Below are 12,952 nucleotides of genomic sequence, written 5' to 3' on the forward strand. Positions count from 1 at the left end.
GGATGGGAAAGGTTTATTTAGTAGGCGCTGGTCCTGGCGACGCAGACTTGATTACGGTTAAGGGTTTGAAAACGATTCAAAAGTCGGATGTCATTTTTTATGACCGTTTAATCAATGAAGAATTACTTAATCATGCACCAGAGGGGACGGAATTAATTTATTGCGGAAAGAGTCCTAATCAGCACTCACTTACGCAAGATAAAATTAACGACTTACTCTGTAAATTTGCAAACCAAGGAAAATTTGTCACAAGACTGAAGGGCGGGGATCCATTTATTTTTGGAAGAGGCGGAGAAGAAGCCGAAGTTCTACAAAAAAATGGAATTGACTTTGAAATTGTGCCAGGTATTACTTCTGGTTCCGCTGCTCCAGCCTATGCAGGTATTCCATTAACCCACCGGGATTACAGCTCTTCGGTAACATTTGTTTCAGGAGTACGCAAAAGTGGAGAAGAAGTGGAGAAACACTGGCAACATCTTGCACAAGGGATCGATACGCTTTGCATTTATATGGGGGTTAACAATCTGCCTACTATTTGTGAAAAATTGATCCAATATGGTCGCAACCCTAAAACCCCCATCGCGTTGGTACATTGTGGCACGACGGCAAGGCAACAAACGGTTACAGGGACGCTTGAAAACATTGAGGAAAAGTCCAATACAATAAAGAACCCAGCCATGATTATTATCGGTGAGGTTGTTCGACTAAGGGAACAGATTCAGTGGTTTGAACAAAAGTCTAGTGAAAGGGAGGTCTCTGCTCACGCTATTGTCGGATGATTGGAGGTTTTAGGAATGCAAGGAGTTCTATATGTCAGTCACGGCAGTCGTATTTCCGAAGCGACATCAGAAGCAATTACGTGTATCACTTCCGTGCAGCAGCAGGTTGACGTTCCGATTCAGGAAATTTGTTTTTTGGAGCTTGCTGAACCAGATGTCAAGCAAGGAATTGATAACTTGGTAAATCAAGGAGCTTCGAGGATTTCTGTAGTACCTGTCCTGCTATTAAGCGCTGGACATTACTTCAAAGACATACCAGAAGAGGTAAATCGAGCGGTATCGAAGTATCCGTATATTACGTTTACCTATGGGCGTCCACTTGGTGTACAGGATCGCTTCATAAATGTTTTGGCAGAACGAATAGAAGAGACACAGATAGCAGTCAAATCTGATGCGAAGATATTGCTCGTTGGACGTGGCAGTCGCAATCCACAAACTAAAATAGATGTAGAAAACGTTAGGGCAAAGTTACAATCAAGAACGAGCTTTACCCGTGTTGATGTTTGTTTTTTAGCTGCCTGCAATCCTTCTTTTGAGCAAGGAGTTCAGTCTTCTTTAAAAGAGGACTATTCCCAAATCTTCATTGTTCCCTATTTATGGTTTACAGGGATACTCATGCGTTCTATAAAGGAAAAAGTAAGAGAACTAAATTCAACTAAGGATGTTGTAGTATGCAAACAATTAAGTGACCATCCTTTGATGAAAAAGGCGCTAAAAGAACGTGTTTATGAATCTATTAACTAGCTACAAATGAAGGATGTTCAAAAATGGCACTAACACCTTTGATGATTGAATTAGGTGGAAAAAACGTCGTTATTGTTGGTGGGGGACGTGTTGCTGAGCGTAGAGTCCACACCCTTTTGGAGAGCGGCGCTTTTCTAACTGTAATTAGTCCGGAAATGGAAGAGCAAATGCACGCACTATGGGAAAAAGGATTAATAGAATGGCGGCAAAAGTATTTTGAGGCTAGTGACCTTGATAAGGCCTTCTTAATTATTGTAGCTACAAACGATTCGGTGGTAAACCAAGCTGTCGTTCAGGCATCACCTTCCAATTCCTTACTAAGCGTAGCGGAAGATGCTATCCAAGGAAACGTACAATTCCCTGCCCATTTTAAGCAAGGAAAGTTGTCGGTGAGTATATCAACTAATGGAGCAAGTCCGTTGCTTTCCGCCAAAATAAAAAGGCAACTTCATACCATATATGATAAGGACTATGGAGATTATATAGAATTTTTGTATGAAAGCCGACAACTAATCAAACATACAGCCCTTGCTAAAAAGAAACAAAAGCAACTATTAACTGATCTATTGTGTGAAGACTTTCTAAACAGGGATAGGCAGAGAAAAAAACTTGATTGGCTGAGAAAATTAGCTGAAGAGGGGCATACGTAATGAAACACTTGCAAGGTAAAAGGATCGGTGTTGCGGCTGCCCGTAATGCAGAGAATATTTCCAAACTTATTCAAAAGAATGGCGGTACACCTGCTATTTTTTCCATACAGGGAGAACAGATTTTAAATGAAGCGGTCAGTCAGCGAGATGTAACAGAGTTAACGACCAAACCATTTGATCTAGTACTTTTAACCACTGGAATCGGTGCTGAGACGCTAGAAAAGGCAGCCGATAAGATGAATCGTCTTCCTGATTTCATCTGGAAACTCGAGAATACTACTCTGGCAGTTCGCGGTAGTAAAACGGTGGATTGGTTAAAAAAGCTATCCTTGTCCGCAACATTCGTTTCTGAGGATGGGACGATGAAAAATCTACTAGAGGGTATAGCTGTCGAAAAAACTAAAAATGGTAATCGTTTATTTTTACAAGCTTATACACAAGACGATGTAACACTAGTGCAACACTTTGAAGAAAGCGGCTATCAGGTCTATTTATCAAAGCCTTACCATTACAAGGAACCGGATGCTCAGACGTTAAGAAACTTGAGGCAGGAAATTATCAACCAGTCACTCGAGGCAGTTATTTTTACTAGTAAAGGTCAGGTTCAAAACCTTTTTAAGGCATGTAACCAATCAAAAGAGATGGTTGATTCGTTCAATAATGAAGTCTTAGCGGTAGCTGTTGGAAAAGTAACTGCCCGCGAGCTTGAACAACAGGGTATTGTGAACGTTTTTCAGCCTACTAAACCAAAAATGGGTGCTATGATCGTTGAACTTAGGGAGTATATGACCTAAAACGCTACTAAAATAATTATGGGGGTGTAAGTTTGACAATAACAAAAGCTAAACAATCGTTACAGCAAGCACATGGTGGTGCACTTGTTAATCGTGAATTTACTGGTAAAGAAAAGCTAAGGGAGGCAAAGTCCCTGAATGCAATTACTGTAAACGCATGGGTGATTTCGGATTTAGAACTAATCGGCATTGGAGGATTCAGCCCATTAATCGGTTTCATGGGACAGTCTGATTATGAAAGTGTTGTTACTAGTTATCGTCTTGATGATGGTACTATTTGGTCTATTCCAATCACGTTGTCTGTTACAAAAGACCAAGCAGATAATTTTGATAGTGGTGAAGAAGTTGCACTAAAAGGGGAAGACGGGATTATTTACGGTACGATTAAAGTGGAAGAAAAGTACACATATGATAAAGAACTTGAAGCGCAAAATATCTACGGTACTACCGAGGACAAACATCCAGGTGTCAAGAAATTATATGAACGCGGCGATGTTTATCTTGCTGGTCCTATTACATTATTACAGCGTCCTGATCATGGGGAGTTCAACAAATTCTATATGGATCCAAGTGAAACAAGAAAAATGTTTGCAGATCTAGGGTGGAAATCAATAGTAGGATTCCAAACCCGTAATCCAGTTCATCGTGCACATGAATATATTCAAAAATGCGCATTGGAAGCTGTTGATGGATTATTATTAAATCCATTAGTTGGTGAAACAAAAGCGGATGATATTCCAGCAGATATTCGGATGGAAAGCTATCAAGCAATTCTTAGACACTATTATCCTACTGATCGTACGCGTCTTGCTATTTATCCTGCGGCGATGCGTTATGCTGGACCTAAAGAATCAATTTTACATGCGATTGTACGTAAAAACTTTGGTTGTACACACTTTATTGTTGGCCGTGACCATGCGGGTGTCGGTGATTATTACGGTACCTATGAAGCTCAACAGTTTATATCGCAGTTTGAAGGTGAGTTAGGCATTGAAATTTTTAAGTTTGAACATGCATTCTTCTGCATGGAATGTGGTAACATGGCTACTGCTAAAACATGCCCACACGATAAGGAATTTCATGTGCACTTGAGTGGAACAATGGTCCGCGCGAAATTACGCAATGGCGAACGCCCACCAAAAGAATTTTCTCGTCCTGAAGTAGCAGACATTCTTATCAAAGGAATGCAACATAACTAGGAAAAGCGCAAGTGCCTTCGAAACAACCATAGTTCAGATTGTTCCTGCGGTGATTATTCGCAGAAGCTTTCCTTAGTGGTCAGCCTCAGACAAGTTTAAGTCGAATTTCTTAGTGATGGTCCATATCACAAATAAAAATTTGACTTAAAACCTCAGGCGGGCTAGGCGCTGAAGCTAGACAATTAATAGAGGGGATATATTCCCATGACATTTGATATGATTTTTGTATTGATCATGATTATAGCCATGCTGATTGCGTTACTATTCGAAGTAGCTCGACCAGACATGGTTGTTTTTTCAGTATTGGTAGTTTTTCTAATTTCAGGAATTCTAACTACGCAGGAGGCCCTAAGCGGTTTTTCCAATCAAGGAATGCTAACAGTTGCATTACTGTTTATTGTTGCAGGTGCCGTTCAGAAAAGTGGTTTGGTGGATCAATTGATGGCCAGATGGCTCCGGAATAGTAATAGCCAACTAGGATCCATGATACGTTTTTTTATTCCGACATCCGTATTTTCTGCCTTTTTGAATAATACACCAATCGTTGTTACCTTTACACCGATAATTAAGAAATGGTGTGAAGATAAACATATTGCGCCTTCCAAGTTTTTGATACCGTTATCTTATGTAACCATTCTTGGTGGAACAATAACCTTAATGGGTACATCTACAAACTTGGTTGTTCATGGTCTGCTGTTGGATATGGGATATCAAGGGTTCTCCTTGTTTACATTAACGCCTGTAGGTATTCCAGTAGCTATTGTAGGGATGATTTACATATTTTTCATAGGCCGGCATCTTTTACCCGACAATAAAGGATTTAGTCCAAAATGGAAAGAAAAATCAAAAGAGTATATCTCAGAAATGCAAGTGGAGGATTCTTTTAAGTATATAAATAAAAGTGTAAAAGAAGCTGGTCTTCGTGATTTAAAAGGTTTGTATTTGATCGAAATCATTCGAGAAAGTGAAAGGGTATCACCGGTTCGCTCAACAACGAAAATTTTTGTCGGGGATAGACTGATACTAACCGGACTGATTTCAACCATTGCGGACTTACAGAAAATAAAAGGCTTGAAATTGGAAACAGGTACCCATTTAGGGTTGGATCAATTAAAAAATGGATCCACAAACTTAGTTGATGCGGTAGTTTCTCATCAATCTTCATTGTTAACTAGGTCAATTAAGCAAAGTCAATTTCGTTCGAGGTACGATGCTGGTGTCATTGCTGTGCATCGAAATAATGAACGAATCAAAAGCAAGGTAGGGGATATTACCCTAAGACCCGGGGATACACTACTGTTACTAGCAGGGTCTCAATTTATTGAGAGAAATAATCAATCGAATGACTTTTATGTTGTATCATCACGTGATACGCCAGAAACGTTAAACCGAAATGCGAAAAAAGGGATTTTTTCAGTCGGAATTTTATTAACCATGATTATACTCGTTTCGTTTGGTGTATTGAGTATGTTTGAGGCTATGGCACTTGGAGTGTTTATATTGTTGTTTTCTCGCGTAATTTCTGTTGAAGAGGCTAAGCGGTATGTGCAATTCAACGTCTTACTATTAATCGCGAGTTCCCTGGGAATAGGTGCTGCAATGACGAAAACAGGACTTGCGAGTTGGATTGCGGATAAGTTAATGACAGTTGGGGCACCGATTGGACTCATAGCCATTTTAGTAATCATGTATAGCTTAACAAATATATTCACAGAATTAATTACCAATAGTGCTGCTGCGGTATTAATGTTACCAATTGGCTTGGAAATAGCTGAAGCATTAAATCTTGATCCAATGGGTTTTGCAGTTCTAGTTGCAATAGCTGCATCGTCAAGTTTTATAACACCAATTGGCTATCAAACAAATCTAATTGTTTATCGACCAGGCGGATATAAATTTATGGATTTTGTTAAGGTTGGAACACCACTAAGTATTTTAGTGATGATTACATCTGTTACATTTATTTATCATATATGGTTTTAGGAGGATTATATCATGACAAAATCAACGAATATCGTCTGGCATGATTCAAAGGTGTCAAAAAAAAATAGACAGGAATTAAATAATCATAAAAGTCCAGTCCTTTGGTTTACTGGATTATCAGGATCAGGCAAGTCAACTGTTTCTGTTGAGCTTGAAAAAGAACTTCATACATTGGGAATCCATACCTATCGTTTAGATGGCGATAATGTACGTCATGGTTTGAATAATAATATTGGGTTTAGCCCGGAAGACCGTACAGAGAACATCCGTCGAATTGGAGAAGTATCCAAGCTGATGGTTGACGCAGGCTTGCTTACGTTAGCTGCATTTATTTCTCCATATCGTGCGGATCGTGACAAGGTACGCGCCATTCTTGATGAAGGTGAATTCATTGAAATTTATGTAAAAGCAAGTGTCGAAACATGTGAATCCCGTGATCCAAAAGGACTTTACAAAAAAGCTCGTGCTGGAGGAATCAAGGGACTCACTGGTATTGATGCTCCGTATGAAGAGCCAACTAATCCGGAGATAGTTGCTGATACGGATAAACTTTCTATAGAAGAATCTGTCCAGCGTATTGTTATGTACTTAAAAGAAAAGGGATATCTTAAGTAATAAAAAACTTATTTGACAGATCATGATTTGTTGGGAAAGAAATGGTACTAAGAACAGAAGTTTATTGTGGTTTCTAACTAATTCAATGCAAAAAAACACTTCTCACAGAATGAGAAGTGTTTTTGTATAAGTTAAGGTTACTTACGCTTTGTTAACGTTAGTAGCTTGTGGTCCGCGGTTTCCTTCTTCAACTTCGAAAGTTACTGCTTGGCCTTCTTCTAAAGTTTTGAATCCTTCGCCTTGGATTGCTGAGAAGTGTACGAATACGTCGTCTCCACCTTCAACCTCGATGAAACCGAAACCTTTGTCTGCGTTAAACCATTTTACTGTACCGTTATTCATTAAAAATTCCTCCATGTGCATATTGCACGTTATTACTATTCTTGCTCTTCATCATAATTCAAGACGAGAATCACTTAAAAGTTGGTTCTGCAATCCTTAATTTACTACCGAACAACAATAATTAACCTTAGTATAGCATGATTATTTTAAAACAGCAACTTTTTCAGAAAAAAACTTTAAAAAATACATTCATTGAGTGTTTTAATATGTCGAAATCATTGATATGATAGGGTTTAATACATATTTATTAAAATTGAGAAAAGAAAAGAGGATTTCCATGAAGAGCAGTCAAAATTGTCCATTCTGCGTATCGCTTTATGATGAAGAACAAAAAATCATCTTTGAAAATGACTCCTGTTACTACATACAGAAAAAGAAGGAACAAACCATACTAGAAGGAAGCGGTTTAATCATACCCAAAAATCATGTGGAAACGGTTTTTGATTTATCTGAACAAGAATGGAAAGATACTGGAGATTTGATGCAAAAAGCTAAAGATTTTCTTGACGAAACATCTGCGCCTGATGGATATAGTGTTGGTTGGAATACTGGTGAGGTTGGGGGTCAATCGATTCCACATGCTCATTTTCACATTATTCCGAGGTTTGAAGATGAGCCTTATGCCGGAAAAGGAATCCGACATTGGATAAAGCAACCTGAAAACAAACGACCAAAAAAGAGGTAGGCATTGACCTTGTTTATTCTTATTTGCTGAAGGGAAAAGTCTAAGTAGATAAACAAGGAGGCAATATATACATGGTGAAAAATTTTGATTTAATCGTAATTGGGACAGGTCCAGGAGGTGCTAGTGTAGCATCAAAGTGTGCCAGTGCTGGCTGGAACGTTGCCATTTTAGATGAACGTGAGTATGGTGGCACATGTCCATTACGTGGTTGTGATCCAAAGAAAGTATTAGTAGGAGCGGCTGAACTTATAGACCGAAATAAGCGGATGCAAGGAAGCGGAGTTCAATCCACTGTTCAAATAAACTGGCAGGAGCTGATAAAGTTTAAAGATACTTTCACAGATCCAGTACCAGAATCTATGGAGAAAAGCTTATCTGAATCGGGTGTTACAACATTACATGGTACAGCAAAGTTCGTCGGTGAAAACGACATTCAAATCGGCGATCAAAAACTTACTGGTAAAAATATTGTTATTGCTACAGGAGCTATTCCAACACCACTTCCAATCGAAGGTTCAGAACATCTTACCATAAGTGATGAATTCCTAGATCTTAAAGAATTACCGAAGCACATCGTATTTGTGGGTGGCGGCTACATATCATTCGAGTTTGCCCATATTGCAGCACGAGCAGGTGCAGAAGTTCACATCGTTCATCGAAGCGACAAACCTTTAAAAGCATTTGACCAAGAGTTGGTTAACGAACTGCTAGATAAATCCAAGGATATTGGCATTCATGTTCATCTTAATAAGCCAGTAAATTCTGTAGTGAAATGTGAAAATGGCTATACGGTTAATTCGGATGAGGTTTCTTGGGATACTGATTTAGTTGTTCACGGTGCTGGACGAGTTCCTGCAATTGAAAAATTAGATCTAGAAAAAGGAAATGTTAAAAGTGGAAAGAGTGGTGTAACTGTAAATGAATTTTTACAAAGTTCATCAAATGAGCATGTCTATGCGATTGGTGATGTAGCAGATACGGAAGGACCGCCGTTAACCCCGGTTGCTAACATCGATGCAGGTACGGTTATCAGTAATTTATTAAAAGGAAATCAGAAGAAATCGATGTATAAAGGAACACCATCTGTAACGTACACTGTTCCAAAACTTGCGTCAGTTGGTATTTCTGAGGAGAAAGCGCGTGAGACTGGCAAAGATATTGATATCAATCATTTGGATACATCTAGTTGGTTCACCTATAGCAGAACCAACGAAACCCATGCTGCTGTTAAAATCATTACGGATAGAAGTAATGAGCTTATTTTAGGTGTGCATTTACTTAGTGATGAAGCTGATGAATTGATTAACTATTTTGCAATGGCTATTCAACTAGACCTGACAACTGATCAACTTAAAAACATTACTTTTGCTTATCCATCTGCGGCATCGGATATTGGTGCACTAGTCTAATCATTGACAAGCGGTATTAAGTACGATAGTTTTCCTATTAGTGTACTTAATAGGGAGTTGTTTTTAATTGGAAAACGTTTTAGTTATCGTTCTGGCGATAATCTTTTATTTATTGTTAAAAAGAATCATGCCGGTAATTGGTGTGAGACGTAAGAGCCCCTCTGAATTGCATGGCCATTTGAAGGATAAAGGTAAACAATTTATCGATGTTCGTTCAGCTGAAGCATATAAGCAAGATCATATACGTGGTTTTGAAAATATTCCATTGGGTGAGTTATCGTCAAGTATTGAAAAACTTGAGCGAAGTAATGAAATTGTTCTCATTAGTGATAACAAGAGGCAAATGAAAAAAGCGAGTGCAAAAATGAAAAGAAGAGGATTTCGATACGTTACAACTGTACAAGGTGGTATTCAAAGTTGGAACGAAGGAGGAAACAAATGATGGCCTCATCCGAATCAAATGAAGTTTATAAGCTCTATCAACGATTAATAGATGCATGGAATAATCGCGACGCAAATGAAATGGCGGAACTTTTCACAAATGAAGGTGAACTGATAGGGTTTGATGGGAGTTTAACAAGCGGTAGTGATGAGATTTATTCCCATCTCAAACCAATTTTTGAAGAACATCCAACACCACCTTTTGTGTATAAAGTTAAAGGGGTGCGAAAACTAGATTCAGATACAGAGATTTTGCGGGCTATAGCTGGTATGGTTCCGCCAGGACATTCAGATCTTGATCCTAATCTAAATACCCACCACACGCTCGTAGCTGTTAATAAAGATGGAAATTGGCAGATTGAACTTTTTCAAAACACCCCAGCTCAATTTCATGGTAGACCGGAATTAGTTGAAAAAATGACAAATGAATTAAGGGATATAGCAAATTAATAAAAATGGACTTCCGCACATAGGAAGTCCATTTTTTCATACTAATTTCTAAGTATCTTTATATATATAAACTAGGGTGGAGGTGACATTCGTGTGGGAAGAATTTAAAGCATTTGCAGTGAAAGGCAATGTTCTTGATTTAGCAATTGCAGTTGTAGTGGGAGGAGCGTTTGGGAATATCGTCTCATCTCTAGTCGATAATATTATCACGCCCCTGATTGGAATTTTGTTAGATGGTATTAATTTTTCCAACTTAATGTACAAGATCGGTAGCGCACAAGTTACGTATGGCATCTTTATTCAATCGGTGATCAATTTTGTTATTATTTCATTTACTATTTTTATATCTATCCGGTTATTAATGAAGATTCAACCTAAAGAGGACTCAGTTGAAAATAAGCCCCCAAAAGTTGATTCCAAAGAAAAACTCCTTATTGAAATACGTGATTTACTAAAAAACAAAAATAGGAAATAAGTCATTTATTATTCAACGAACTCCGGGGGTGACAGGCACCGACCAATCTGTTAACATAACTATGACAACTAAATAATGAAAGTTGTGGGGGGACCAGTGCATGCTGGTTGAGATTGTATCCGTTAGATACTGACCCTTGGAACCTGATCTGGTTGAAACCAGCGTAGGGAACATGTTCAGACGATAATGATAATGTATTTTCGTATGCGCCCTAGGACCGTTCCTATGGCGCTTTTTATATGTCTTTTTTATCATACATAATCCCTAACGCTTGTGAACAATCCGATCAATCCAAAACCCAAAGTACGGAAAAAAAAGAGGGGGAATGGAATATGAAAAAAGTATTACTAGCATTAACCTGTGTCCTTGTTCTTATTGCATGTAGTAAGGGCGATGAAACCAGCACGACAACAAAGAATCAAGAATTACAGGAAATATCGATTGTCCTTGATTGGACACCAAATACCAATCACACAGGAATTTATGTCGCACAAGCAAAAGGATATTTTGTTGATCAAGGTTTAGATGTGGAGATTGTTATGCCTGGAGAAGTAGGTGCAAACCAGTTGGTTGCCTCAGGTAAGGCCGATTTCGGTGTTAGTTATCAAGAGGGAGTCACCCAGGCCCGTGTGCAAGGCGTACCAATTGTATCAATTGCTGCTGTCATTCAGCATAATACTTCAGGATTCGCATCACCAAAAGAAAAGGGAATCGATTCATTAAAAGATTTTGAAGGTAAAACATATGGAGGGTATGGCGCTCCTGTGGAAAAAGCAATACTTTCCTCTTTAATGAAAAAAGAAAATGCTGCTATTGAAAAAGTAGACATCGTAAATATGGGTAATACAGATTTTTTCACAGCGGTAAAGCGTGATATCGATTTTGCTTGGATATATTATGGATGGACTGGAATAGAGGCAGAACTTCGAAATGTCGAATTAAACATGCTCTATTTAACAGACTACTCTGAGAAGCTGGATTACTATACGCCAGTACTTGCAACAAATGAAAAAATGATTGAAGAAAACCCGGAAACTGTGAAAAAGTTTATAGCAGCAGTTTCAAAAGGATATGGATTTGCAATAGACCAACCAGATAAGGCAGCGGAAATATTAATTGAAGCGGTTCCAGAAATAGATGCGGAATTAGTAAAAGCAAGTCAAAAATGGTTATCACCAAAATATCAAGCAGATGCAGAACAATGGGGAGTGCAAAAGCTTGAGGTTTGGGAGAATTATGCGGGCTGGATGTATGAACATGATCTACTAGAAAAAGAGTTGAATAGTAATGCAGCATTCACAAATGAATTTTTACCTAAAAAAGAGGAGGAGTAAGTATGAGCAATTCATTAGTAAGCATTCAAATTATACCAAAGACAAAAAACGGGGAGAATGTTATTCCATACGTAGATGCAGCGATTGCCGTCATAGAAGAATCGGCTGTTAAATATGAAGTTCATCCACTTGAAACAACCATGGAAGGAGACTTGTCAGAGCTCCTGGTGGTCATTGAAAAAATGAATGAAAAGATGGTTGAACTTGGGAGCGAAAGTATCATTTCACAGGTGAAAGTTTTCTATAAACCTAGTGGTGCATCCATGGATGAGTTAACGAAGAAGTACCGCTAATGAAAACTATGATGCAAAAAGGATGGAGACCTACAGTAGTTCTCCTCCTTCTATTTATATTATGGGAGGTGGGTAGTAAACTATTCGAAATACCGACATGGCTCCTTCCAGCACCGTCGCAAATTTGGCAAGTTGGTATTGATGAATGGCAAGGCTATCAGCACCATCTAGTATCAACGATAACATTAACATTGGTTGGATTTTCAATTGGAAGTCTAGTTGGAATAGTTGTTGCAAGCTGTCTGCACTTACTTCCATTGGTTAGAGAGGTATGTTATCCATTAATAATTTTATCGCAAAATATTCCTATTATCGTACTGGCACCATTACTTGTCATTTGGTTTGGTTTTGGGATGCTACCAAAGGTTATCATTATTACACTAGTTTGCTTTTTTCCTATTGTCGTAGCGGCATTAGATGGATTTAGGCAAACAGATCGTGATTTAAAGCATTATATGAAAATGGCTGGCGGAACAAGAAGCCAAATTTTTCGTAAACTCGAATGCCCACATGCGATGCCATCTGTTTTTTCTGGATTTAAAATATCCGCCACCTATAGTGTAATGGGGGCAGTAATAGCTGAGTGGCTTGGAGCCAGTGAAGGAATAGGTGTGTATATGACTTTAGCATCCTCTTCATTCCGAACCGATCGAGTATTCGTAGCGATAATGTTGATTATGATGTTGAGTCTATTATTTTTTGCATGTATCAATCTTCTAGAGAAGAAATTAGTCAAATGGAAACCAGAGAGGAGTTAAT

Annotated in this window: 16 protein-coding genes and 1 riboswitch; of the genes, 15 read left to right on the plus strand and 1 reads right to left on the minus strand. The window is 38.5% G+C overall.

Annotated elements, in window-relative coordinates; translation table 11 throughout:
• The first annotated feature begins 2 nt into the window (after nucleotides 1–2).
• The 7 genes from cobA (at nucleotide 3) to cysC (ending at nucleotide 6,764) form a co-directional block, all read left to right on the plus strand.
• A complete protein-coding gene (gene cobA, locus AC3G7N_RS10570) occupies nucleotides 3–779 on the plus strand; it encodes a uroporphyrinogen-III C-methyltransferase (protein ID WP_489422118.1) in 777 nt (258 codons plus the stop codon).
• Nucleotides 780–794: 15 nt separating this feature from the next.
• Nucleotides 795–1,523 (plus strand): sirohydrochlorin chelatase, encoded by a 729-nt coding sequence (locus tag AC3G7N_RS10575; protein ID WP_489422119.1) that lies wholly within the window; start codon nucleotides 795–797, stop codon nucleotides 1,521–1,523.
• A gap of 23 nt (nucleotides 1,524–1,546) precedes the next feature.
• Nucleotides 1,547–2,173 (plus strand): NAD(P)-binding protein, encoded by a 627-nt coding sequence (locus AC3G7N_RS10580; RefSeq protein ID WP_489422120.1) that lies wholly within the window; start codon nucleotides 1,547–1,549, stop codon nucleotides 2,171–2,173.
• On the plus strand, nucleotides 2,173–2,967 hold the full coding sequence (locus AC3G7N_RS10585; protein WP_489422121.1) for a uroporphyrinogen-III synthase: 795 nt from the start codon (nucleotides 2,173–2,175) through the stop codon (nucleotides 2,965–2,967). Before AC3G7N_RS10580 ends, AC3G7N_RS10585 begins: the two co-directional genes overlap by 1 nt.
• 32 nt (nucleotides 2,968–2,999) lie before the next feature.
• A complete protein-coding gene (gene sat, locus AC3G7N_RS10590; protein ID WP_489422122.1) occupies nucleotides 3,000–4,166 on the plus strand; it encodes a sulfate adenylyltransferase in 1,167 nt (388 codons plus the stop codon).
• 204 nt (nucleotides 4,167–4,370) lie between these two features.
• On the plus strand, nucleotides 4,371–6,149 hold the full coding sequence (locus tag AC3G7N_RS10595) for an SLC13 family permease (RefSeq protein ID WP_489422123.1): 1,779 nt from the start codon (nucleotides 4,371–4,373) through the stop codon (nucleotides 6,147–6,149).
• Nucleotides 6,150–6,161: 12 nt separating this feature from the next.
• Entirely contained in the window at nucleotides 6,162–6,764 is a 603-nt protein-coding gene (gene cysC / locus AC3G7N_RS10600; protein WP_489422124.1) for an adenylyl-sulfate kinase, read from the plus strand.
• Between the two features lie 141 nt (nucleotides 6,765–6,905).
• Here cysC and AC3G7N_RS10605 read toward each other — a convergent pair whose 3' ends face one another.
• Nucleotides 6,906–7,106 (minus strand): cold-shock protein, encoded by a 201-nt coding sequence (locus AC3G7N_RS10605; RefSeq protein ID WP_089533783.1) that lies wholly within the window; start codon nucleotides 7,104–7,106, stop codon nucleotides 6,906–6,908.
• A 223-nt stretch (nucleotides 7,107–7,329) separates the two neighbouring features.
• On the opposite strand from AC3G7N_RS10605, the gene AC3G7N_RS10610 reads away from it, so the two are divergent.
• From AC3G7N_RS10610 to AC3G7N_RS10645, 8 genes are all read left to right on the plus strand, one after another.
• Nucleotides 7,330–7,791, plus strand: a complete 462-nt coding sequence (locus AC3G7N_RS10610; RefSeq protein ID WP_489422125.1) for an HIT family protein — start codon at nucleotides 7,330–7,332, stop codon at nucleotides 7,789–7,791.
• A gap of 71 nt (nucleotides 7,792–7,862) precedes the next feature.
• Nucleotides 7,863–9,200: a dihydrolipoyl dehydrogenase family protein gene (locus tag AC3G7N_RS10615; RefSeq protein WP_489422126.1), complete on the plus strand. Its 1,338-nt coding sequence runs from the start codon at nucleotides 7,863–7,865 to the stop codon at nucleotides 9,198–9,200.
• 67 nt (nucleotides 9,201–9,267) lie between these two features.
• The gene (locus tag AC3G7N_RS10620; protein ID WP_489422127.1) at nucleotides 9,268–9,642 is read left to right on the plus strand and encodes a rhodanese-like domain-containing protein; all 375 of its coding nucleotides are present in this window, start codon (nucleotides 9,268–9,270) and stop codon (nucleotides 9,640–9,642) included.
• Complete coding sequence (locus AC3G7N_RS10625) at nucleotides 9,642–10,091, plus strand: SgcJ/EcaC family oxidoreductase (protein ID WP_489422221.1); 450 nt, start codon at nucleotides 9,642–9,644, stop codon at nucleotides 10,089–10,091. Before AC3G7N_RS10620 ends, AC3G7N_RS10625 begins: the two co-directional genes overlap by 1 nt.
• A gap of 91 nt (nucleotides 10,092–10,182) precedes the next feature.
• Nucleotides 10,183–10,566, plus strand: a complete 384-nt coding sequence (gene mscL, locus AC3G7N_RS10630; protein WP_489422128.1) for a large conductance mechanosensitive channel protein MscL — start codon at nucleotides 10,183–10,185, stop codon at nucleotides 10,564–10,566.
• Between the two features lie 76 nt (nucleotides 10,567–10,642).
• A riboswitch (TPP riboswitch) is annotated at nucleotides 10,643–10,753 on the plus strand.
• Between the two features lie 145 nt (nucleotides 10,754–10,898).
• Nucleotides 10,899–11,900 (plus strand): ABC transporter substrate-binding protein, encoded by a 1,002-nt coding sequence (locus tag AC3G7N_RS10635; RefSeq protein WP_489422129.1) that lies wholly within the window; start codon nucleotides 10,899–10,901, stop codon nucleotides 11,898–11,900.
• Between the two features lie 2 nt (nucleotides 11,901–11,902).
• On the plus strand, nucleotides 11,903–12,193 hold the full coding sequence (locus AC3G7N_RS10640; protein WP_489422130.1) for a thiamine-binding protein: 291 nt from the start codon (nucleotides 11,903–11,905) through the stop codon (nucleotides 12,191–12,193).
• Nucleotides 12,193–12,951, plus strand: coding sequence for an ABC transporter permease (locus AC3G7N_RS10645; protein ID WP_489422131.1), 759 nt, complete (start codon nucleotides 12,193–12,195; stop codon nucleotides 12,949–12,951). The genes AC3G7N_RS10640 and AC3G7N_RS10645 overlap by 1 nt, the downstream gene beginning before the upstream one ends.
• The last annotated feature ends 1 nt before the right edge of the window (nucleotide 12,952 follow it).

This window comes from Virgibacillus carmonensis, from assembly GCF_057836705.1.